This window comes from Halopseudomonas salina (assembly GCF_008641105.1).
In genome coordinates, this window is the sequence record NZ_VTTI01000003.1 from 100303 (window position 1) to 122474 (window position 22172).

Consider the following 22172-nt stretch of genomic DNA (forward strand, 5'->3'; position numbering starts at 1 on the left):
GATGAGCTACGGCAGCCTGTTCGAGCGTCTGGCCGGTGAAACGACTAGACGCGCCGGTTGGAGTCACGACCAGGCGGTAGTCGCCTCGATCGCCGCGCACCTGGCCAAGATGCTCAGTACCCGTGCGGGCAGTGTTCAGGCCCTGCCGGACTACGGGCTGCCCGATCTGAATGATATGCGCCTGTCGCTGCACGACTCGCTGCAGCAGGCGCGTATCGCGATCGAAAGCTTCATCGAGCGGTACGAACCCAGACTGAGTCAGGTGCGTGTGGTCGCGTTACCCCGCGACCACGACCCGCTCAACCTGTCATTCGCGCTGGAAGGCATGGTCGATATGGATGGTCATCGACGGGCCGTCAGTTTCACTGCGCGGCTCAACGGCAGCGGTCAGGTCCAGGTTCGCTAGAAGGCCCATTTCAGGCCGGAAAGACACCATCAGGTAACACATTTATCCGATCGCCGCGGTCAGGCGATCCGCATTCGTGCACGAGGAAGAGCTGTAAATGTCCTTCAATCATTACTACCAGAGCGAGCTGACAGCCCTGCGTCAACTGGGCAAACGCTTTGCCGAACGCAGTCCGGCGCTGGCCCCGTTTCTAGGGCAGAGCGGTCGTGATCCGGACGTCGAGCGGCTGCTGGAGGGCTTTGCGTTTCTCACCGGGCGGCTGCGGCAGAAGCTCGATGATGAGCTACCCGAGCTCACCCATTCATTGATGTACCTGCTGTGGCCCAATTACATGCGGCCCCTGCCGGCATTCAGCATCCTGCAGTTCGAATCCCTGGACAACCCCGGTGCAGCGATCATGGTACCGCGCGGCACACCAGTGGAATCACGGCCGGTCAAGGGCGTGGCATGTCGCTTCCGAACCACCTCGAACATCGAGCTGACCGCGCTGAACATTCGTCAGGTGGACTACTCGGTCAAGGGTCAGGGCGCATTGCTCAGCGTACAGATGGGCATCAATGGCGGCGCGCGTCTGGTCGACCTCAAGCTCGACCGGCTGCGTCTGCACCTTGCCGGCGAGCGCTACGTCAGCCAGACCCTGTACCTGAGCATGATGCGCCACCTGGAGGACATCCGGATCGTGCTGCTCGACACCCAGGGCAAGCCGCTCAAGGACAGTTTCGGCAAGGAGGTTGCGCCGCTGAAAATAGCCGCAGACCAGTTGCAACCGGCGGGTTTTGCCGAAGACGAGGCGCTGGTCCCCTACCCGGTCAACACCTTCCGCGGTTACCGCTACCTGCAGGAGTATTTCGCTTTCCAGGAGAAATTCCTGTTTGTCGACCTGCATGGCCTCGGCGTGCTGCACAGCGTGCACGAGGACCTGCTCAAGCGTGCCGGCGGCTTCGAGCTGCGCTTCGACCTGCGCCAGACCAGCGCGCAGCGCATCCAGCCCAGCGTCGACAACATTCGCCTGCACTGCACGCCGATCGTTAACCTGTTCTCCCACGATGCCACCCCTATCCGGCTCGATGGACGGCAGGACAAGTACATGCTGCGCCCGGCCGAATACGACACTGCCCAGTGCGGCGTGTTTTCGGTAGACCGGGTGACCGGCTGGAAGCCCGGCGGCATGGGCTACGAGGAATACGTACCGTTTGAATCCTTCGAGCATGACGCCAGCTTCGACTTTCCTGAAGCACGGCCCTATTACAGCCTGCGGCAGAACCCCTCGTTGCTGAATGACGGTATGGATACCTACCTGAGCTTCGGCCAGCGCAGCCTGGAGATACACGAAACCTTGTCCGTCGAGCTGACCTGTACCAATCAGAATCTGCCCCTGGAGCTCGCCCTCGGGGACATTTGCCGAGCCAGCGAAGGTACACCCGAGTTCCTGCGCTTTCGCAACATCAGTGCCGTGACCCCCCATTACGCGCCGCCACTACACCAGGATTTTCTCTGGAAGCTGATCAGCAACATGTCGCTCAACTACCTGTCGCTGGCCAATGTCGACGCGCTCAAGGTCATTCTGGAAACCTACGACCTGCCCAGGCACTACGACCAGCACGCCGCCAAGGTCAGCCAACAGCTGCTCAACGGCCTCAAGGCGATCCAGCACAAACCGGTGGACCGCCTCTATCGCGGCCTGCCGATTCGCGGCGTGCGCACCGAACTGCACATGGACAGCGACGGCTATCTGGGCGAAGGCGATCTGTTTCTGTTCGCCTCGATCCTCAATGACTTTTTCGCACTCTACGCCAGCCTCAATTCCTTTCACGAGCTGGTCGTCAAAAGCACCAAGGGAGAGCTTTACCAATGGACACCACGCATGGGGCAACAGCCCCTGCTCTGACCGAGCTGAGCCGCGGCATTCGCGAGTACAGCCTGTTCCAGGGTGTACTGCTGGTGCTCGATCGGCTCCGGGATGCTCATCCGGACCTGGATGACACCCGGCTCTATCAGTTGATCGAATTCCAGGCCAACCCGAGCATGGGGTTTCCCGGCAGCGATATCGAGCGGGTGGAATACTTCCGCGAGGGCGGCAAGCTGCGTGCGCGGCTACGGGTCAACCTGATCAGCCTGTTTGGTGCGGGGTCGCCCTTGCCCGCGTTCTATGGCGAGCAGGCACTGGGTGATACTGCCGATGGCAATCCCACGCGGGACTTCCTGGATCTGTTCAACGACCGGTTGCAACGTCTGCTGCTGCCCATTTGGCAGAAGTATCGCTATTACTCGCGCTTTGCCAGTGGCGCCCGGGACCCCTTTTCCTCGCAGCTGTTCTCATTGATTGGCCTGGGCGGCGACGCCATCCGCGACCAGCCCGAACTGAACTGGAAACGGCTGCTGCCCTACCTGGGCCTGCTTAGCCTGCGGGTGCAATCGGCCGCGCTGATCGAATCGGTATTGCGCTATTACTTCTCCCACGCCTCGATGCATATCGAACAATGCATCGAGCGTCAGGTGAGCATCCATGAGGGTCAGCGCAACCGCCTCGGACTGGCCAATAGTGCCCTGGGCGAAAGTCTGGTGCTGGGTAATGAAGTGCGTGATCGCGGTGGCAAATTTCGCGTGCATATCCAGCAACTGAGCTGGGAACGCTTCCACGAGTTTCTGCCCTCCGGTACCGGCTACAGCTCCCTGTGCGCCCTGGTGCGTTTCACTCTGCGCGATCCGCTCGACTACGACATACGGCTGCAATTGCGCCCCGACGCCATCCGCGAACCCCGTCTGGATGCGACAACCCCCTGCCTGCTCGGCTGGACCAGTTGGCTTGGCTGTGGCAATGCCGACGCCGCGGTCACCCTAAGCAGCACACCCCATCAAGGACCGATAAACCCATGATCAATGTTGATCTACAGCAACTGGTGCAGGCACTTGACCCGGCCACCCGCCAGGATCTGGAAACCGCGGCCCAGCGCTGCGTCACGCGCAATGGCACCCAGGTACTGGTAGAAGACCTGCTGCTGTGCCTTCTGGAGCGCACCGACAGTCTGCTCAACCGGGCCCTGCTGGATGCCGAGCTGGCCCCCGGCGACTTCGCCGAAGCATTGCAGCCGCGCAGTGAAGACAGCGCCTCGCGCAACCCGGCCTTTTCCCTGGAGCTGGTGCAGTGGCTGCAGAATGCGTTGCTGGTAGCCAATCTGGAACTTGGTCGCACGCAGGTCGATCAGGCAGCGCTGATCCTCGCCCTGTTACGCGAGCCGGCCCGCTATGCCGGCAGCCATCTCTATCCGTTCCTCACTGCGCTCAATGCCGAGCGCCTGTTGGGGTTTGCCCGTGCTTCCCACGCTGAAACCCTGGGGGTGCCGTCACCCGCCGGCACCGGCTCGGCGCTCGAGCGCTTTACCCACAACCTGACTCGACAGGCCCGCGAGGGCAAGCTGGATCCGGTGTTGTGCCGCGATGCCGCTATCCGTCAGATGGTTGATATTCTCGCCCGTAGGCGTAAGAACAATCCGATCGTGGTGGGTGAAGCCGGGGTGGGCAAGACTGCAATCGTCGAAGGCCTGGCCCTGCGCATCGTCGCCGGCGAAGTGCCGCACACTCTTCAGGGAGTGGATCTGCGTTGCCTGGACCTGGGCCTGTTGCAAGCCGGCGCCAGCATCAAGGGCGAATTCGAGAAGCGTTTGCAGGGCGTGATCGACGAGGTAAAAGCCTCGGTCACACCGATCATTCTGTTCATCGACGAAGCCCACACGCTGATCGGTGCCGGCGGCCATGCCGGCAGCGGCGATGCGGCAAACCTGCTCAAGCCCGCGTTGGCCCGTGGCGAACTGCGCACGATCGCCGCCACCACCTGGGGCGAGTACAAACGCTACTTCGAGAAAGACCCGGCCCTGGCGCGGCGCTTTCAGCCGGTGCAACTGCATGAACCCACGGTGGATGAGGCCACCACCATCCTCCGCGGTCTGGCCGGCGTGTATGAACAAAGCCACGGCGTCTATCTGCGCGATGACGCGGTGACTGCCGCTGCACAGCTTTCGGCGCGCTATCTCACCGGCCGTCAGCTCCCGGACAAGGCTGTGGATGTACTGGACACCGCCTGCGCGCGGGTGCGCATCAGCCTGGCCGCCGCTCCGGTAAAACTGGACAGGCTGCGCAACCATATCGCCGAGCAGCAGCGCCAGCACCAGGCTCTGTTTCGGGACTACCAATCGGGCCTGGCAGTCGAGAAATCAGCGCTCAATGATCTGGAGGCTTCGCTGGCACAGGCACGTACCGACGAGCAGGCGTTGCAGGAGCGATGGAAGCTGCAGCGCCGGCTGGTCGAGACACTGCTGGAACTGCGCAAGCAGTGCGCAGACGCCCGGCGCGACGAAGCCGAGTCCGCTCCTGCATTGGACGAACTGGAAAACCAGCTCAAGGCTACCCAGCAGGAATTGCATCAGGCGCAGACTGAAGAAAGACTGGTCAGCCATGAGGTGTGTCCGCGTCTGATCGCCGAAGTCATCAGTCACTGGACCGGCGTGCCCTTGAGTCAACTGGCCCGTGAACACAATGCCGGGGTAGCGCACTTCGCCCAAGACTTGGGAGCGCGACTGCGTGGCCAGAATCAAGCCATTGTGGCCCTGGATCGCGCCATGCGCGCCAGCGCTGCCGGGCTTAATCGCAGCGACGCGCCCGTTGGTGTGTTCCTGCTGGTCGGGCCCAGCGGCGTCGGCAAGACCGAAACCGCCCTGGCACTGGCTGACCTGCTTTACGGCGGCGAGCGCTTTCTCACCACTATCAACATGTCCGAGTTCCAGGAAAAGCACAGCGTCTCGCGTCTGATCGGTGCGCCCCCCGGCTACGTCGGTTTCGGCGAGGGCGGCATGCTGACCGAGGCAGTGCGGCAGAAGCCCTATTCCGTGGTGCTGCTTGATGAGGTGGAAAAAGCTGATCCCGACGTGATGAATGTCTTCTATCAGATCTTCGACAAGGGCGTCGCCAATGACGGGGAAGGTCGGGAAATCAACTTTCGCAATACGTTGATCCTGATGACCTCCAACCTGGCCAGCGAGCAGATTCTGCACCTGTGCCAGAACGGCCAGCGACCCGACGCCGAACAACTCGAGCAGGCCATCCAGCCGACCCTCAGCCGGCATTTCAAGCCGGCGCTGCTCGCCCGCATGCAGATAGTGCCCTATTACCCGGTAGCCGACAGGGTGATGCGCGAACTCATCACCCTGAAGCTCGCACGCTTCGCTCAACGCCTGCAAGGCCGCGATGTTGAGTTCACCCATTGCCCCGCTCTGGTCGAGCATTTTGTCGACCGCTGCACCCAGGGGGAAACCGGCGCTCGTCTGATTGACCGGCTGATTGACCAGCAACTGCAGCCACTGGCGGTGGACCGGCTTCTCGCCGCAATGGCCAGCGGCAAAAGTGTGCAACGGGCCCACGCGACCTTGAATGCTGAAGGAGCCGTGACCTGTGAATTCGCCTGATCTGTCGTCTGCTGTTTCGCCGGACTCATCCCGGATGTTTGCACGGATGGCAGACCCGCTGCGTTATGCCCAGGCGCTGCTTGAACGCTACGCCCTATTCGCCGGCATGACCAGCCGGGACCGGCTGCTCGGCGGCCTGGTCGAAGCCGTTGCAGTACTCAGCGAATCCCAGCTCAGCCAGCTGTATCTGCTGGATGAGACCCACACGCGCCTGACCCTGTGCGCGGAGTACTGTGACGGAACGCTGCAACCGGTGAGTTCTGCCAGTGTGCCCAGCGACTACACCGACGCGCATCTGCTGCAATACTGCCTGTGTCAGGACCAGACGCTGAGCCTGGCGTCCCTGGAGAGCAGCCTGTTCGCTACCGATTTTCTGCCGGCAACCAGCAACCCGTGGCGCAGCTTGCTGTGCCTGCCCCTTAAAAATGACCAAGGTCATGTGATCGGGCTGCTGCTCTGGGCAAATCAACGGGCGCTGGACATGCAGCATTACAGCGACTCACTGGGCCACCTGGGCAATTTTGTAGTGGCCCAATTGCAGTTGTTACAGAACCTGCGGGCACGGCCGATCGACGAACCCCAGACCAGTCTTGCCACCAAGGCCATGCCCCGCGGTTATGGTCTGATCGGTGACAGCCCGCCCATGCGCGCGGTCTATCAGTTGATCGGCAAGGTGCTGCATACCCCAGTCAGCGTGCTGCTCACCGGCGAAACCGGTACCGGCAAGGAATTAGTCGCACGGGCCATCCATGATTGCGGGTCGCGGCGCAGTCAGAACTTTGTAGTACAGAACTGTGCGTCTATCCCCGACAACCTGCTTGAATCCGAACTCTTCGGTTACCGCAAGGGCGCCTTCAGCGGGGCCGATAGCGACCGGCCCGGTCTGTTCGATGCGGCCGACGGGGGTACCTTGTTCCTCGACGAGATCGGCGACATGCCGCTGTCGTTGCAGGCCAAGTTGTTGCGGGTCCTGCAGGAAGGCGAAGTACGACCCCTGGGCAGCATGCAGACGCACAAAGTGAATGTGCGGATTATCGCCGCCACCCATTGTGACCTCAGGGCCCAGGCTGAGCGGGGTCTGTTCCGCGAAGATCTGTTCTACCGCCTGGCCAGTTTCCCGATCGAACTGCCGCCCCTGCGCGACCGCGGCGACGACATCCTGCACCTGGCCCGCCATTTCGCCGCCAACGCCTGCGCATTCCTCGACCGGCCTGCCTGCCGCTGGACCGACCCAGCGCTGGAGCAACTGGCCGGATACGGCTTCCCGGGCAACGTGCGCGAGCTCAAGGGCCTGGTCGAGCGCGCCGTGCTGCTCTGCGAAGGCAACGAGCTGCTCGCCGAACATTTCAATCTCGAAGCCAGCCCCACCAGCAATGTCCGGTTGAGCCTGCGCGAGCGCATGGAGCGGGTCGAGCGCAACCTGCTGGTCGACTGCCTGCGCAAGAACCTCGGCAACCAGACCAGCGCAGCCAATGAGCTCGGTCTGCCTCGCCGCACCCTGTTGTACCGCATGCAGCGGCTGAACATCAGTCCTGCCGAGCTGAAACTCGCAAGGGAGAAGCTGCATGCCCAGTCTGCCACCTGATCGCCGAAACCTGGCGGAAGCCGCCACCCAGTACCCGAGGAAACCGATATGAAGTACGCAACTCTGTGGTCCGCCGCCCTACTGATGCTCGCGATAAGCCTTGCCGGCTGTTCGGCGAATCACAAATTCAATGACGACGAGTACCGCCCCCTGGGCGACCCCAAAGCGACGCGTGACGAATGAACGCAAGGAGCACTGCAGCATGGAACTGATAATGGACCTGGTCGGTAACCAGCAATTCGTCACCGACACGCCCGTAAGCAAGACCTTCAGACAGGCCGGAGGCATGATCGGCCGGGCCGAGGAATGCGACTGGGTCATCCCCGACCGCAAGCGCGTGGTGTCCAGCCGGCACGCCGAGGTGAGTTTTCACGAGGGCTCCTTCTACCTGACCGACACCAGCAGCAACGGCATACTGCTCAAGGCGACCAACACCCTGCTCCCCAAAGGCCAACCCCAGCGTATTGAACATGGCGCGCTGTATGCCTTCGGTGACTTCGACATCCGCGCGAGGATCATTCAGGATCCCGCGGTGTTCAGTCAGGACTTCGGCAAGCCGCAGCCCGCCGGGAGCATCATCCCGGACGACGCCTTCCTGGACCTTGACCCCCTGGCCGCGCTGGACCAGCAGGAGCAGCTCTACGCCGAGTCCGAAGAGCTGGACCTGCTCAACCAACATGCCGGGAGTGACACACAACAGGCTCAGGACCACGCGCGCATCGACATGGTCAACCTGACCGTGCCCGAGCTGGTCGAGCCGCCAGCACCTCCGGTGCAGCAGCGCCCTGCCCCGGCACCCGCGGCCACGCCACTCGCCGACGGGTTCTGGACTCAGTTCAGCGAGGCTCTGGGGATGCCCCTGGACGATATGGACGAGACACAACGTCAGGCCGTCGCTCTGCGCAGCGCCAGGCTGCTGCGCCAGAGCGTCGGCAACCTGCAGCAGAGCCTGCGCAACCGCAACGAACTCAAGGCAGAACTCAAACTGGCTACCACCAGCATCGAGGGCGGCAGCAGCAACCCGCTGAAATTCTGCGCCAGCGCCAATCAGGCGCTGAACGCCATGCTGCGTCCGGGCGTTACCGGGCAGATGCCTGCGGAACAGGCAGTAAACCGCGCGTACCGCGATCTCCAGGCCCACCAGGTAGCCCTGATTGCTGCCAGCCGTGCCGCGGTCAAAGGCATTCTCGAACATCTTTCGCCAGAACAACTGACCCTGCGATTCGAGCGCGAAAATAAATCCAGGCTGAGCACCGCGGGAAGCCGCTGGCGGGCGTATACCCACCTCTATCAGGCTCTGCAGCGCGAAGAGGACTGGAGCCAGAAGCTATTTGCCCGCGACTTCGTGATGGCCTACGAAGAGCAGATTCGACTGATTGCCACCCTGAACACCGACCTCCAAGGATGATATCCATGAAACGCTTGAACACCCTCGCGTTCTGCCTTTGCCTGCTTGCCCTGGCCGGCTGCTCGACCCTGTCGCCGTACTCTGATCTGACCAAGCTGGACCTGACGCTTGAAGGCAGCGCCGAACTCAACCCGGACTTGAATGGACGCCCGTCGCCCATCGTATTGCGTCTTATGGCGCTCAAGCATCCGGTCGCCTTCGAGAACGCAGACTTTTTCTCCCTTTATCAACGTCCACGCGAGGCCCTGTCCCCCGACCTGATTACTGTGGAAGAACTGGAACTGCGTCCTGGCGAGACACGCAAACTGAAACTCTCCGTGGAAGAAGGCACGCGCTATGTCGGCCTCGTTGCCGCCTACCGCAATCTGCCGGAAACCAGTTGGCGCTACGTCATACCCGTGGACGAACAAGAGACAACACAGATCGACCTGGCGCTGGACGCTGAAGGCATCCGGGAACTGCGCACCGACGAGCAAGACAAGCGCAAGGACAGGGACTGAACCATGAGTAACCAGAAAGTTGTCTGGCAGGAAGGGATGCTCCTGCGCCCGCAGCATTTCCAGCAGAACGATCGCTATCATGATCATCAGTTGAAAGCCCGCACCTGCCGCCTTAACCGTTTTGGCTGGGGCTTCTTCCATCTGGAAATCGATACCCAGTTTCTCGGCATGGGCAAACTGGTTATCAGTGAAGCCAGTGGTGTCCTGCCCGACGGCAGTCTGTTCGAGATCGGCAATGGCCGCGAGCCCCTGGCCATGGATGTGCCCGCCAATACCAGCAACACACCGGTTTACCTGGCGCTCCCACTGGTGACCGGCAACCACGTCGAGACCCGGCGTATAGAACAGCGCGACGTGCTTGCCCGCTTCACCAGCCAGGAGGTTCAGGTCGCCGACTCCAATGCAGGAGATAGCAGCAGCAGCCAGGTCAGCTGCGGGCTGCCGGATTTCCGGCTTCTATTAGGCGAGCAGCACAATGAGAATGCCTATGTGAAGCTCAAGGTCTGTGATGTGCTGGACACTACGCCCGACGGCGTTACCAGCCTGGATCCGGACTATGTGCCAGCCTGGCTGTATTTCCATTCCAGCGCCTTTCTCGAATCCTGCCTGACCGAAGTGATCAGCATGCTGGCTCACCGCGGCGATATTCTGGCCGAACGCATCCGCGCCACCGGCAAGGTCAGCGGCGCCGAAGTGGGCGACTTCATGATGTTGCAACTGATCAACCGCTTCGAGCCGGTGCTTCGGCATCTTCAGGGGGTCGAGCAGTTGCATCCTGAACAGGTCTATCGCGAGTTTCTTGGCCTGCTCGGAGAGCTGTCGACCTTTGCCAGCGAGAGCAAGCGCCCGCGTCTGGATAGCCGCTACCAGCACAACGACCTAGGACAGAGCTTCCGCAAGCTGATGGATGCGATCCGCCAGGTGTTGTCGATGGTGCTGGAACAGCACGCCGTCGAGTTGGCGTTGCAGCAGCGCCAATATGGCATTCAGGTGTCGCCGTTGCAGGACCACAAGCTGCTCGGCAGTGCGTCCTTTGTGCTGGCGGCGAGCGCCGATTGCGACTCAGAAGAGCTGCGCCGGCGTCTGCCATCGCACCTGAAGATCGGGCCGGTGGAACGCATCCGGCAACTGGTCAATCTGCATCTGCCGGGGATCAAGGTCAAGCCGCTGCCCGTAGCGCCGCGGCAGATCCCTTTCCACTCAGGCAAAACGTATTTTGCGCTGGAACTCAGTGCCGAAGAGCTATCCCAGCTGGAGCGCTCGGGTGGTTTCGCCTTCCACGTGTCCGGAGATTTCTCCGGACTTGAGCTGACTTTCTGGGCCATCAGGAGCTGAACGCATGATCAGGGAAATGGACTACAGCCAGGATGACCACACCGTCATCCTCAATCGCCAGGGAAGCGCAGCGGCCCAGAGCACGTTGACCGACTTCGCGCCTCCACCGCAGAAATTCGACAAGCTTGAGGAGCGGATGGTCTATGCCGCCCGCCTGCGCCCCACCGAGGACGTGAACCTGGGGATCAACCCTCTGGTGGCGGTGGCATCGGCGCTCCTGTCAGAAATCGTGCGGCTGCAACAGAGTTACGAGCGCGAGGATCTGTACATCCTCAAGGATCGCCTGACCTCCGAAATCAAACGCTTCGAACACCGCGCCCTGCAGGAAGGTGCCGAAAGCAGCCAGGTCATGGCAGCCCGTTACGTGCTCTGTACCGCACTGGATGAAGCTGTGGTCACCACCCCTTGGGGGAACGAGAGCGAGTGGTCGCAGATGAGTCTGCTGAGTAGTTTCCATAACGAGACATTCGGCGGTGAGAAGTTCTTTCAGCTGTTGGAGCGACTCTCGCGAGACCCGGTGAAGCACCTGCCCATGCTCGAGCTGATGTACATCTGCATGTCCCTGGGTTTCGAGGGCAAATACCGGGTGCTGCCACGGGGCATGCTGGAGCTGGACAACATCCGCGACAGTTTGTATCGCCAGATCCGCCAGCTGCGGGGTGACGTGCCACGGGACATCTCGCCCCACTGGGAAGGGCTGCGTGAAACCCGGCGGCGGCTGGTGCGCATCGTCCCCTGGTGGCTGATCACCCTGTTCACCCTGATCTGCCTCGGGGTGATCTACGGGGTATTCACCTGGATGCTCAATGAAGAGCGCGCCGGTGCCATCGCGCCATTCGAAGACAGTCTGCAAATCGAACAGAGCATCGACAGCACTGCACCAGCGGCTGATGCCAACGCCTTGTCAGGGATGAATTGAAATGAAGAACTTTCTTATCAATGTCGGTCGTTTCTTCCGACGCAACTGGGTATGGAGCTTGTGCCTGGTGCTCCTGTTGACCTTGCTGGTGTGGTTTGTCGGCCCGCTATTGGCGGTCAATGATCATCGCTTCTGGGCTTCATCGAGCAGCCGTTTGCTGACTATCAGCTTGCTGTTTCTGGCCTGGGGCCTGGCGATGGTATTCGTCAGTTGGCGCGGTAATGTACGCAAGAAAGCCAACGAAGAGGACGCCGATTACCAGGCGCGGCAGCAGCGGGAGCAACTGGTCATAGAAGAACACATGGCGCTGCACAGCCGTTTCCGCGAGGCCCTGCGTACTCTGCGTCGCTCCAGCCTGTACAGCGGCCACAGCGATCGCCGCCGACGCGAACTGCCCTGGTACCTGGTAATGGGCCCGGAAGGCGCCGGCAAGACCAGTCTGCTGGATTTCTCCGGCCTGGAGTTCCCGCTCAACAAGGGCGACAAACAGCGCCTCACCCGGGATGTCAGCAGTACGCGCTATGCGGACTGGTATTTCGCCGAGCACGCCATCCTGATCGATACCGCGGGCCGCTATCTGACCCACGACGACCCCGAGGTGGATGCCGCCGGCTGGCAAAGCCTGCTGGGCCTGCTACGCAAACGCCGCCCACGTTCGCTCAACGGGGTGTTGATCAGCGTACCGGTCGGCCTGTTGATGAGTGGCTCGGAACTGGAGCTGGAGACCCTGGCACGCCAGACCCGCCAGCGCCTGCACGATATCAATCAGCGTCTGGGCGCCGATGTGCCGGTCTACCTGGTCGTCAGCAAGGCAGACGAACTGGTGGGTTTTGATGAATTTTTCGATCAGCTGTCCCGCGAGGAAAGCGACCAGGTGCTGGGAGTCAGTTTCCGCAAGGGCCAGAACAGCACCGACATTCAGGTGGTGCGTCAGGAGTTCGAAGAGCTGATGCGCCGTCTGAACAGCCAGGTGGTCATGCGCATGCACCAGGAGCGCGACAGCCAGCGCCGTGGTCGCATTCTCGATTTCCCCCTCCGCCTGGGGCAGATCGAAGAGCGCCTGGGGCTGTTTATCGAGCTGGCCTTTTCCGGTAACCGCTACCAGCGCGCCAGCCAGTTACGTGGTTTCTATCTGACCAGCGCTCCGCAGGTGATTGCCGCAGCCCGCGCTCAGCACGGCTCCCTGGGTCAGACGCCGAGTAAAGCACGTGGCAGCCTACCCACCTTCCATGCCAGCCACGGTCGCTTCATCAACAATCTGCTTAGCCGGGTCATTTTCCCCGAGTCAGATCTGACCGGACTCGACCAGCGCGAGGTACGCCGCATCAACTGGGGTCAGCGGGCTCTGTATACGGCCGCCCTCGGCTGTCTGATCGTATTCGGCGTGGTCTGGGGCAACAGCTTTTCGAGTAACCATCAGGGCCTTGAACGCTTGCAGAGCGTAGGCCAGGCGCTGAACCGCCACAAGGCGCTGCTCAGCGATGAGGACGACGCCCTGGGGATATTGCAAGCGCTGGATATCAGTTACGCCGCAACCAGAGTCTTCCCCTCAGAGGATCAGGTCGTGTGGACACAACGCGGCGGACTCTACCAGGGCGAAAAGGTTGCCCCCGCCTTGCACGCGGCCTATCGAGCCGACCTGGAACGCCTGCTACTGACCCGGGTCGGCCAGCAACTCGAGCAGCAGATCAACGACAACCTGACCAATCGCGAGAGTTTGCTCGGCAGCCTGCGGGCCTATTTGATGCTGAATCTGGAAGATCGCCGCGATCCGGTTTTCCTGCAGGACTGGATGGCCAGGGCCTGGTCCTTGGGCTACCCCGGAAACACCGAGGCGCAAAAAGGCCTCAACCGACATTTTGCTCGACTGCTCGGCGACGATTTCACGCCCTATGCGCTGAATGATCGCCTGGTAGCCGACGCCCGGGCGGAACTGCGCAGTGAGTCACTCGCCACGGTGGTCTACCGGATGCTGCGCGAACAGGCCGCCAGCCTCCCTGATTACCGGCTTGCCCAGCATCTGGGTCCACAGGCAGCCTTGCTCACCAGCAATGACAATATCATCCCGGGCTTTTTCACCCGTGATGGTTACAGCCAGACGTTCATGGCCGAAGGTGGTGATCTCGTACGCGAGATCCTGCGCGACAACTGGGTCCTTGGAGAGAGTGATGAGCTCAGTGTGGCTGACCTCAACCGGCTCATGGTCGAGATGGAGCAACTGTACTTCGAAGACTATGCCGGACAATGGGCTGACGCCCTTTCCCGCTTGCATATCGAACCACTAGGCAGTGCGACCGCGGGGGCCAATCAACTGGCGGGCCTCACCGCAGCCAACTCGCCTCTGCTGATGCTCCTGACCGAAGTGCGAGAAAACACCCTGCTGGCGGGCATGCTAGATGCCGATGTGTCGGCCAAGGACCTCACCGGCGCAGCGCAGTCTGCCGGCGTATCCCTGGGACGAAAAGGCCGCCTGGCGGCCATCGCCGCCGAGGAAGCTCAGTCGGTAGCAGCCCAGAGCTTGCCGGCGACCGCACGCAAGAACCTGCAGCGTCAGTTCGAGCCACTGCACCGCCTGCTCGATGAACAGGGGGCTCCCGGTTCCGAGCTCACCAGCACAATGCAGGCGCTCGACGGCTTGAAATTACAGCTGACGACACTCGCCCAGGCCAGCGTGCCGGAGCAGGCTGCATTCAACATGGCCAAGGCGCGAATGCAGGGTCGCCGTGACGCTATCAACCAGCTACGAAACAGTTCCAGCAATCTGCCGCAGCCTCTGGGCGCCTGGATGGAGAACCTCGCTGAGGACAGCTGGATGCTGGTGTTGGGCGATGCCTACACCTATCTCAACCAGCGCTATCGCAGTGAGCTGTTCAACTCCTACACCAGCTCCCTGGGGAAGCGTTATCCGTTTGTCATCGAAAGCGAAAGCGATGTCGTACTGGCGGACTTCCGCGAATTTTTCAAGGAACAAGGCACCGCCGATGTGTTTTTCGACAACTACCTTAAAGCCTTTGTCACCGATAGCAGCGGCGCTTTCAATCTCCGCTGGGTGGATGGCCGCGCCCTGCCGCTATCACGGGAGTTTCTCGCGCAGATGAGCAAGTTGCAGACCATCCGTCGCAGCTTCTTTGCAGAGAACCCCAACGAGCCGCAGATCCTGTTCAAGCTGGAACCGCACTCACTGGACTCCAGCTTGGGACGAGCCAACTTCCGGTTTGGCGCCCAGAACATGGAATACCGGCACGGCCCGATCATCCAGACCGCTTTCCGCTGGCCCGCCAATGATGGTGAAAGTCGCACCAGTTTGACCGTGGAGGACCTGGGTGGCCGGCGTGTGGGAATCGAACAGAATACGGGTCCCTGGTCATTGTTCCGCCTGCTCGACATGATGGAAGTCGCCCACCATACCGACCGCGATGTGCTGATGCTCAAGGCCAACCTGGGGGGCCTGCGGGCCAATTACCTGCTACACAGCCAGCGCTCGCCGAACCCCTTCGATCTGAGTCTGCTGCGCGACTTTTCGCTGCCGGCTCGCCTGTGATGGCCGAGGTGGGAACACGCTGGAAAAGTGCAGCACGCACCGATCGCGGTAAAGTGCGTGCCCGCAACGAGGACGCCGTGCTGGCTCTTCCCGAGCGAGGCCTCTGGCTGGTCGCCGACGGCATGGGCGGCCACCAGAATGGCGCGCTGGCCAGCAGGCTGATCGTAGAGGAAATCGTCGAGTTGCCCGAGGGTGGCAGCCTCGATGACCGGCTGCTGGATGTGCGTGATTGCCTGTATCGCGTCAACCGGTTGCTCGGTCATGAGATCACCATGACCGCAGACAAACCTGACAGCATCATGGGTAGTACCGTGGTCATGCTATTGGCCCAGGGTGAGCGCGCCATATGCGTCTGGGCGGGAGACAGCCGCGGCTACCTCTGGCGCAGCGGCAAGCTCTACCAGTTGTCGCGGGACCACTGCCTGATGCAGGAGTTGATCCAGGAGCAGCAGCTCAGTCCCGCCGAAGCGGCCAGCCATCCCTCAGCCAGGGCGCTGACCAGGGCCGTAGGCGCCAGTGATGATCTGCTGCTGGATATCGTCGACTTTACCATCTACCCCGGTGACACCTTGATGCTCTGCAGTGACGGGCTCTATCAGGACCTGTCGCGTGATGACATCAGCGACGCTCTCAGCCTGGAGTCCACCGAACGGGCCCTGCATAGATTGTTTCGCCAGGCCCTGAGCGGCCCCGCGCGGGACAACATCAGCGCCGTGGTAATCCGCCCATGAGTATTTCGGAGTCCCCCATGATCGAATCTGCCCAGCAACCGTCTTCTGTCCTGACTCGATTGGCCGACAGTCCGCAGCATCGGGTGGCGAACGAGAAAACCCACCGGGTCTGCGAACTGCCGGAGCTGCTCTGCAAGCGTTACAAGATTGAGCGTCTGCTCGGCGTGGGCGGCATGGGCGCGGTCTACCGCGCGCGGGATCTGCTACGCGAACAGTATGGCGATCCCGACCCCTATATCGCCATCAAGACACTGAATGAAGAGTTTGCCGAGTATCCCGACGCCAGCGCCCTGCTCTATACCGAGTTTGCACTGACCAGCCGGCTGCGCCATGGCAATGTGATTCGCCTGCATGCCTTTGATATCGATCCCGCCAGCCAGCGCGCCTTCTTCACCATGGAAGAATTGAAGGGGCCTACGCTGGACCAGTTGCTGGAGCAGCACCCTGACGGGTTGCCCTGGCTCGAATTTCGCAGTGTTGCCCTGCCGTTACTTGAAGCACTGACCTGTGCACACGAGATGGGCGTCCTGCACGGTGACCTCAAGCCCAGCAACGTCATGCTCGCGCGCGATGGGTTGAGGCTATTTGATTTCGGTTTGGGCCAGCCACTCAAGGGGCTGCTCAATAGCCTGCCCCGCCTGAGCCGCAAGCGTATTGCTGCCTGGACGCCACGCTATGCAGCCCTGGAATTGCTTAATGGTGAGCCACTGACCACGGTTTCGGATATCTACGGCATGGCGTGCATTCTTTATGAGCTGTCCAGTGGCATACACCCCTACAGCCGCCTGACCGCCAAGCAGGCGAAAGCCATGGAGCAGGACAAAACCCTGCAAAAACCGGCAAAGCTGCCCGCCCACTGCTGGCCAGCCCTGCGCACCGCCCTGGCCTTCGACAAGGAAAACCGGGAGATAGATGCGCAGAGGTTGCTTGATGCTTTTACTGCGCCCCGACCGAGTTTGCTCCGGCGAATCTGCAGCCGCAGGCCAGGATGAATGATTGGACTTGTGCGCCACAGTGGCGATGGCTGGTGTTGATTCAATAGCCGATTCAGGCACAATACCCGGCCACGTCACAACCCGATTGCCGTCATGACCACTGTCCCCTCCACACCTGTTCTCCGTCGCCCCGGCCCGTCCAGGCGCTTCTGCGTGGCGCCGATGATGGATTGGACGGACAGGCACTACCGGTTCTTTGCCCGGTTGATAAGCCAGCACGCGTTGCTCTACACCGAGATGGTCACCACCGGTGCCGTCATCCACGGCGATCGTTCACGCTTTCTCGGCTTCAACACCGCGGAGCAGCCGCTAGCCTTGCAGTTGGGCGGAAGCAACCCGGCTGAGCTGGCGACCTGCGCAGCCCTGGCCGAAGAGGCCGGTTTTGCCGAGGTAAACCTGAATGTGGGCTGCCCCAGCGATCGGGTGCAAAACAATATGATCGGCGCCTGTCTGATGGCCCATCCCGGTCTGGTGGCCGAAGGTGTGAAGGCCATGTACGACGCCTGCAGCATTCCGGTCACGGTCAAACACCGGATCGGTATCAATGGCCACGACAGTTACGAACAGCTGCGCGATTTTGTCGGCCAGGTCCATGAGGCTGGTTGCGATACTTTTATCGTGCATGCCCGTATTGCGATTCTCGAAGGGCTTTCCCCCAAGGAAAACAGAGACATACCGCCGCTGCGTTATGAAGTAGTGCACCAGCTCAAGGCTGAGTTCCCGCATCTGGAGATTATCCTCAACGGTGGACTGACCGATCTGGACGTGATGCAGCAGCATATGACCGCGCTTGATGGCGTGATGGTGGGCCGTGAGGCCTATCACAATCCCTATCTTATGGCTGACGTAGATCGACGTTTTTACCGCGACGCCAACGCTCGCCCAAGCCGTATCGAGGTACTGCAGTTACTGCGTCCCTATATAGTCGCTCACTTGGAACAGGGCGGGGTAATGAACCACGTAACCCGTCACATTCTGGGCCTTTTCCAGGGCCTTCCAGGGGCACGACATTTCCGTCGTCAATTGAGCAGCGCCCTGCACCAGACAGATGATCCATTGGCGCTTTACGATGAGTTGCTGGCCGACATGACGCAACGGCTGGAGCCTCGGGATTGCCCGCGCCAGCAGGCTTGAGTTAAGGTCAGAGGATATATCCAGAGGGTCTGTCCACAATGCCAAGCAAACTCGAAAGCCTGCGAAAACATACGCAGATCGTTGCCGACACCGGCGACATAGAAGCCATCCGCAAGTTACAACCGGTGGACGCCACCACCAACCCCTCACTTATGCTCAAAGCGGCCCAGCAGGAGACCTACAGTGCCATGCTTGATCAGGCACTCAAGGCTTCGGCCGGCAGTTTTGACCCGGTCGCCGATGCCTGCGACGCCTTTGCTGTTGCCCTGGGCGCGGAAATCACCAAGCTGGTTCCAGGTAGAGTGTCGACCGAAGTCGATGCCCGTCTGTCCTTTGACCGCGCCGCCACTCTGGACAAGGCGCGCCGTCTGATAGAGCGCTACGAAGAAGCAGGCATCACCCGTGACCGCGTACTGATCAAGATCGCTTCTACCTGGGAGGGCATTCAGGCTGCTGCCGAACTGGAAAAGGAAGGCATCCAGTGCAATCTCACGTTGCTCTTCTCATTTGCTCAAGCACAGGCTTGCGCAGATGCCGGCGTCTATCTGATTTCGCCCTTTGTCGGGCGCATCTACGACTGGTATAAAAAGAGTGAAGGTCGCGATTTCCAGGGGATGGAAGATCCTGGCGTGCAATCAGTAGCGCGTATTTACCGCTATTACAAGCAGCACCAGTTCGTCACCGTTGTCATGGGCGCCAGCTTCCGCAACAGCGGGCAGATTGAAGCCTTGGCCGGCTGCGACCGCTTGACTATCAGCCCCGCCCTGCTGCAGCAATTGGCGGAGGATGAGGGTGAATTGCAACCCTCGCCAATCCTCACACAGCCGTCTCAGGACCCACTCAACGCGTTGACTGAAAGCACCTTCCGCTGGGCACACAACGAAGATGCCATGGCCACGGAAAAACTGGCCGAAGGCATCAGGGCTTTTGCGGCAGATCAGGTCAAGCTCGAGCAATTGTTGCGTCTGCGTATGGTGCAGGCCTAGGCAGAAAAATCCAGCACCATATCAGTTGGATTCCAGCGCGCTGACCAGGTCGCGGAAAGCTTCGCGGTTATGGTCGTTGAGGTCCATCAGAATGCGATGGGCCTCAAGCACTTTATCCTTTACCAGGTCCTCCGAAAGCTCCTGACCCGGCAGATCGGCCAGCTCGGTCTCGGTGGGAGTTATTTCGGACACGATATTGAATACCTGATCGAATCCCATGCTTTGCAAAAGCCGGTTCATGTCATCCTGGGTAGACACCAGGGTAGGCAGAAACCCGACCTTCTCTCGAGACAGGATCGATAGCTTGGCCAGTAGGCCCAGGGAGGTACTGTCTATGCCGTCGGTTTCGGTCAGATCAATGATGATGGCGTTAAACGTCAGAACACTGAATATCTTTTCGATATAAGCATCCAATGCGGCGCACAGGGTCAACCGCACATCACCGATGAACTTGAGAACGAACGTGCCTTCGGACTCTGCAAACTGGATCTTGCCAGTAGTCATCATTAGCGGTTCCTGCTCAGTACCATGAGTGAAATGTCATCCGGCATTACCTTGCCCGGCTGCAAGCCGAAACTACCCAGCAGCGCCTGCATGTTGCCTTCGCACTTTTCTACCATCGCTGGCAGATGTGCTTCCTTGTTTCTCAGGGTAGTCCCTTCCACGCAATCGAGCACGCCGTCAGAGCATAAAACCAGACTGAAGGCAGTTGGTAGATCAATCTTGTGGTTTTCATACTGCGCGTCGACGAACAAGCCCACCGGCTTACCTTTACCCTGCAGGTAGGTGGCCTGACCGTTGGCATAGAGCAGCGGTAATGGCAGATGCCCGCCGATGCTATAGGTCAGGGTGTTATCGGTTTCGTCAATTACTCCGCCAAGCATGGTCACGTGTTTGCCAAGTTTGCAGCTGATCAGGCCACGATTGATGTGCCCAAGCACATCAGACGGCAAGAACGCGATGGGGCTGCTGTCACCCTGGCGTCGCTGTTCATAAAGCAGCCGGGTTGTCATGAACTTGAGCAGGACGGTAGCGAACGCGGAGGACGCCCCGTGGCCCGAAACATCAGCCAGATAAAATGCGAGCTGCGTGTCGGATATCCGGAAATAGTCGACAAAATCTCCAGAAAGATACAAGGACGGTATGATTCGCCGCTCGAAGGTGTACTCCCCGCTGACCCAGGGTGATTGGGGCAACATGTTCAGCTGCACCTGATGCCCGGCGGCCTGATCATCCTTGAGCTCCTGCAGACGATTCTCAAGCTCGCTGTTGGCCGCCTCGAGCCGCTCGCGAATACGGCGATTTTCAATACGCAGGCGACTCTGATCCAATGTCCGCTTGACCACGAGTTCGACCATTGCGATATCGAGCATCGGCTTGATCAGGTAGTCCTGGGCGCCGGCACGCAACGCCTCGACTGCCTGGGGCATCTGAGTAGAGGGAGCAATCACGACCAGCGATGCATCCGCGGCTGCCGAAACGGCCTGCAGCACGGATGCAAAACCCTCGGGTTCGGCCAGATGCAGATTGCACAGAACCAGCTCGGGCCGTTGGGCGGAGAACTGCTGCAAGCCGTCGGCCGCGCTCGCGGCCTGCAATACTTCAAAGCCGCAGTTCTGCAATCGAGTGGCGATATTCTGCCGGAAAGCGCTGTCATCATCGATAACCAGCAAGGTCGTGCCAGTAAGCTGCATAGAGTCCCTACGTCAATGCGCGACAGCTCAGCGGGCTGCGGGCCACAGGGTGTGTGTCGAAGCCAGATAACCTGACGTTTTCAAGGGCCAAACAGTACTCCCATCCGCCTGCCCAGGCAACCGTCATGGCATGGTGCCAGAACGCTTGTGCGCAACAGAGCGTAGAACTAGGATAGGGTGGACAGGCGAAACCGGTAAGCACGCTCTCAGGATTCGCTACAGCATAGCCAGCAAGGGAGTTATCGCATGTCGTTCCATGACCAGCAATACAGAGAAAAACGCGATTTCATCCGCATGAAAGTTGAAGCACGGGCAACCCTGACGCTGCAGGAGGGTGGCGAGGTAATTCAGGCAGATTGTCAGGATCTTTCAAGTCAGGGTGTGCAGATCGTACTTGATCGCCCCTTGCCGGAGAACACTCATCTGAGCCTGTCCATCCCCTCCCCGACCCCCGGCCTCCAGGGGCTGGAAGCAGAAGGTCAGGTGATGCGGTGCGAACCGATAGATAGTGGACAGTTCATTGTAGGTGTCTATTTCAACAGCCTTAAATGAGCAATCAGGGGCTTAGAACGGATCTTCGACTTCGCCGTCCTTGACCTGGAATTCGCGATTCTGCAGAAAGGCATTGCGAACGAAACGGTAACGATCGCCCCTGATCAACTTCTCACGTGACAGCAGGCTGGCCCGTGTATCGACCAGAGCGGTACCTATAGCGGTATTCCGGGTTGGTACGTGATCGACCTGTTCGACATAGGTATATCTGGCAAAGCTTTCCGGAATCCTCGAGCCACCATCGCGCACAGTGCTTGGTCCGAGCAGTGGCAATACGATGTATGGACCGCTAGGCACACCCCAGGCTCCCAGAGTCTGACCAAAATCTTCGTCATTGCGTTGCAGGCCCATCTTCGTGGCCACATCGAAAACACCCAGAACACCTACAGTCGAGTTGAGCAGGAAGCGTGCTGTGTCGATACCTGCAGCATGAAACTTGCCCTGCAGGGTGTCGTTTACCAAATTACGGGGCTCACCCAGGTTACTGAACACGTTACTGATGCTGTTGCTTACAGGCTCGGGCACAACACGGTCATAGACTTTCGCTACGGGCTTGAGAGTAAAACGATCAACGGTATCATTGAAGCTGAAGATAGCTCGATTGACTGGCTCCCATGGATCCGGCTCAACAGACTCCGCTGCGTAGTCGTCATAGTCTTCCTGAGCCATGACCCCACCTGCGCCGGCAACGGATACCAATCCGGCAAACACAATAGATACTGTAAATGGCAACACCTTCATTGGGACTCTCCCTGATTCTGGATTCGGCGCGCACGCTTCCCACCTATACCTCTAGCGCTCGCAGAGGGTCAGTGTAATGCAAAAGTCATCGTCCTATCACCGGTTTAACCTGTAACTTCATTTCCCCGCGAGAGCACCAAGCAACAAGACGCCAACGACACAGGCAGCTATAGTGACTTCAGACCA

Annotated in this window: 19 protein-coding genes; 16 read left to right on the plus strand and 3 right to left on the minus strand. The window is 60.2% G+C overall.

What is annotated here, in order from left to right:
* The first annotated feature begins 1 nt into the window (after window position 1).
* The 15 genes from tssE to tal all read left to right on the plus strand — a co-directional run bounded on the left by tssE (window position 2) and on the right by tal (window position 18999).
* Window positions 2–406 (plus strand): type VI secretion system baseplate subunit TssE, encoded by a 405-nt coding sequence (gene tssE, locus FZF01_RS05815; RefSeq protein ID WP_150277210.1) that lies wholly within the window; start codon window positions 2–4, stop codon window positions 404–406.
* Window positions 407–503: 97 nt separating this feature from the next.
* Window positions 504–2294, plus strand: a complete 1791-nt coding sequence (gene tssF / locus FZF01_RS05820) for a type VI secretion system baseplate subunit TssF (protein WP_150277211.1) — start codon at window positions 504–506, stop codon at window positions 2292–2294.
* Complete coding sequence (gene tssG, locus FZF01_RS05825) at window positions 2258–3283, plus strand: type VI secretion system baseplate subunit TssG (RefSeq protein ID WP_150277212.1); 1026 nt, start codon at window positions 2258–2260, stop codon at window positions 3281–3283. The genes tssF and tssG overlap by 37 nt, the downstream gene beginning before the upstream one ends.
* Window positions 3280–5865 (plus strand): type VI secretion system ATPase TssH, encoded by a 2586-nt coding sequence (tssH, locus tag FZF01_RS05830; RefSeq protein ID WP_150277213.1) that lies wholly within the window; start codon window positions 3280–3282, stop codon window positions 5863–5865. Before tssG ends, tssH begins: the two co-directional genes overlap by 4 nt.
* 34 nt (window positions 5866–5899) lie before the next feature.
* Window positions 5900–7450 carry a sigma-54 interaction domain-containing protein gene (locus FZF01_RS05835; protein WP_150277482.1) on the plus strand — a complete coding sequence of 517 codons (1551 nt, stop codon included), beginning with the start codon at window positions 5900–5902 and terminating at the stop codon, window positions 7448–7450.
* A gap of 48 nt (window positions 7451–7498) precedes the next feature.
* The gene (locus FZF01_RS05840) at window positions 7499–7633 is read left to right on the plus strand and encodes a type VI secretion protein (RefSeq protein WP_150277214.1); all 135 of its coding nucleotides are present in this window, start codon (window positions 7499–7501) and stop codon (window positions 7631–7633) included.
* A 19-nt stretch (window positions 7634–7652) separates the two neighbouring features.
* Window positions 7653–8858: a type VI secretion system-associated FHA domain protein TagH gene (gene tagH, locus FZF01_RS05845; RefSeq protein ID WP_150277215.1), complete on the plus strand. Its 1206-nt coding sequence runs from the start codon at window positions 7653–7655 to the stop codon at window positions 8856–8858.
* A 5-nt stretch (window positions 8859–8863) separates the two neighbouring features.
* Window positions 8864–9358 (plus strand): type VI secretion system lipoprotein TssJ, encoded by a 495-nt coding sequence (tssJ, locus tag FZF01_RS05850; RefSeq protein WP_150277216.1) that lies wholly within the window; start codon window positions 8864–8866, stop codon window positions 9356–9358.
* A gap of 3 nt (window positions 9359–9361) precedes the next feature.
* Window positions 9362–10693, plus strand: coding sequence for a type VI secretion system baseplate subunit TssK (gene tssK / locus FZF01_RS05855; protein ID WP_150277217.1), 1332 nt, complete (start codon window positions 9362–9364; stop codon window positions 10691–10693).
* 4 nt (window positions 10694–10697) lie between these two features.
* Window positions 10698–11612, plus strand: coding sequence for a type IVB secretion system protein IcmH/DotU (icmH, locus tag FZF01_RS05860; RefSeq protein WP_150277218.1), 915 nt, complete (start codon window positions 10698–10700; stop codon window positions 11610–11612).
* Between the two features lies 1 nt (window position 11613).
* A complete protein-coding gene (tssM, locus tag FZF01_RS05865) occupies window positions 11614–15153 on the plus strand; it encodes a type VI secretion system membrane subunit TssM (RefSeq protein WP_150277219.1) in 3540 nt (1179 codons plus the stop codon).
* Complete coding sequence (locus FZF01_RS05870; protein WP_150277220.1) at window positions 15153–15884, plus strand: PP2C family protein-serine/threonine phosphatase; 732 nt, start codon at window positions 15153–15155, stop codon at window positions 15882–15884. Before tssM ends, FZF01_RS05870 begins: the two co-directional genes overlap by 1 nt.
* 17 nt (window positions 15885–15901) lie before the next feature.
* The gene (locus FZF01_RS05875) at window positions 15902–16876 is read left to right on the plus strand and encodes a serine/threonine-protein kinase (RefSeq protein ID WP_150277221.1); all 975 of its coding nucleotides are present in this window, start codon (window positions 15902–15904) and stop codon (window positions 16874–16876) included.
* Window positions 16877–16972: 96 nt separating this feature from the next.
* Complete coding sequence (dusA, locus tag FZF01_RS05880) at window positions 16973–18013, plus strand: tRNA dihydrouridine(20/20a) synthase DusA (RefSeq protein WP_150277222.1); 1041 nt, start codon at window positions 16973–16975, stop codon at window positions 18011–18013.
* 38 nt (window positions 18014–18051) lie between these two features.
* On the plus strand, window positions 18052–18999 hold the full coding sequence (gene tal, locus FZF01_RS05885; protein ID WP_150277223.1) for a transaldolase: 948 nt from the start codon (window positions 18052–18054) through the stop codon (window positions 18997–18999).
* Between the two features lie 21 nt (window positions 19000–19020).
* Here tal and rssC read toward each other — a convergent pair whose 3' ends face one another.
* Together rssC and FZF01_RS05895 are read right to left on the minus strand one after the other, a co-directional pair.
* Window positions 19021–19503, minus strand: a complete 483-nt coding sequence (gene rssC, locus FZF01_RS05890; RefSeq protein ID WP_150277483.1) for an anti-sigma factor antagonist RssC — start codon at window positions 19501–19503, stop codon at window positions 19021–19023.
* Between the two features lie 2 nt (window positions 19504–19505).
* Entirely contained in the window at window positions 19506–20693 is a 1188-nt protein-coding gene (locus FZF01_RS05895; RefSeq protein WP_150277224.1) for a PP2C family protein-serine/threonine phosphatase, read from the minus strand.
* Between the two features lie 246 nt (window positions 20694–20939).
* Here FZF01_RS05895 and FZF01_RS05900 point away from each other — a divergent pair, with 246 nt between their 5' ends.
* On the plus strand, window positions 20940–21245 hold the full coding sequence (locus FZF01_RS05900; protein WP_150277225.1) for a PilZ domain-containing protein: 306 nt from the start codon (window positions 20940–20942) through the stop codon (window positions 21243–21245).
* A gap of 12 nt (window positions 21246–21257) precedes the next feature.
* Here FZF01_RS05900 and FZF01_RS05905 read toward each other — a convergent pair whose 3' ends face one another.
* The gene (locus tag FZF01_RS05905) at window positions 21258–21914 is read right to left on the minus strand and encodes an MlaA family lipoprotein (RefSeq protein ID WP_150277484.1); all 657 of its coding nucleotides are present in this window, start codon (window positions 21912–21914) and stop codon (window positions 21258–21260) included.
* Between the last annotated feature and the right edge of the window lie 258 nt (window positions 21915–22172).

Coding starts and splice junctions, on each gene's coding strand:
- tssJ (WP_150277216.1), top strand. CDS start 8,864: ATGAAACGCTTGAACACCCTCGCGTTCTGCCTTTGCCTGCTTGCCCTG.
- FZF01_RS05840 (WP_150277214.1), top strand. CDS start 7,499: ATGAAGTACGCAACTCTGTGGTCCGCCGCCCTACTGATGCTCGCGATA.
- FZF01_RS05870 (WP_150277220.1), top strand. CDS start 15,153: ATGGCCGAGGTGGGAACACGCTGGAAAAGTGCAGCACGCACCGATCGC.
- tssE (WP_150277210.1), top strand. CDS start 2: ATGAGCTACGGCAGCCTGTTCGAGCGTCTGGCCGGTGAAACGACTAGA.
- FZF01_RS05895 (WP_150277224.1), bottom strand. CDS start 20,693: ATGCAGCTTACTGGCACGACCTTGCTGGTTATCGATGATGACAGCGCT.
- FZF01_RS05835 (WP_150277482.1), top strand. CDS start 5,900: ATGTTTGCACGGATGGCAGACCCGCTGCGTTATGCCCAGGCGCTGCTT.
- dusA (WP_150277222.1), top strand. CDS start 16,973: ATGACCACTGTCCCCTCCACACCTGTTCTCCGTCGCCCCGGCCCGTCC.
- tssM (WP_150277219.1), top strand. CDS start 11,614: ATGAAGAACTTTCTTATCAATGTCGGTCGTTTCTTCCGACGCAACTGG.
- tssF (WP_150277211.1), top strand. CDS start 504: ATGTCCTTCAATCATTACTACCAGAGCGAGCTGACAGCCCTGCGTCAA.
- FZF01_RS05905 (WP_150277484.1), bottom strand. CDS start 21,914: ATGGCTCAGGAAGACTATGACGACTACGCAGCGGAGTCTGTTGAGCCG.
- tagH (WP_150277215.1), top strand. CDS start 7,653: ATGGAACTGATAATGGACCTGGTCGGTAACCAGCAATTCGTCACCGAC.
- icmH (WP_150277218.1), top strand. CDS start 10,698: ATGATCAGGGAAATGGACTACAGCCAGGATGACCACACCGTCATCCTC.
- FZF01_RS05900 (WP_150277225.1), top strand. CDS start 20,940: ATGTCGTTCCATGACCAGCAATACAGAGAAAAACGCGATTTCATCCGC.
- tal (WP_150277223.1), top strand. CDS start 18,052: ATGCCAAGCAAACTCGAAAGCCTGCGAAAACATACGCAGATCGTTGCC.
- FZF01_RS05875 (WP_150277221.1), top strand. CDS start 15,902: ATGATCGAATCTGCCCAGCAACCGTCTTCTGTCCTGACTCGATTGGCC.
- tssK (WP_150277217.1), top strand. CDS start 9,362: ATGAGTAACCAGAAAGTTGTCTGGCAGGAAGGGATGCTCCTGCGCCCG.
- tssH (WP_150277213.1), top strand. CDS start 3,280: ATGATCAATGTTGATCTACAGCAACTGGTGCAGGCACTTGACCCGGCC.
- tssG (WP_150277212.1), top strand. CDS start 2,258: ATGGACACCACGCATGGGGCAACAGCCCCTGCTCTGACCGAGCTGAGC.
- rssC (WP_150277483.1), bottom strand. CDS start 19,503: ATGACTACTGGCAAGATCCAGTTTGCAGAGTCCGAAGGCACGTTCGTT.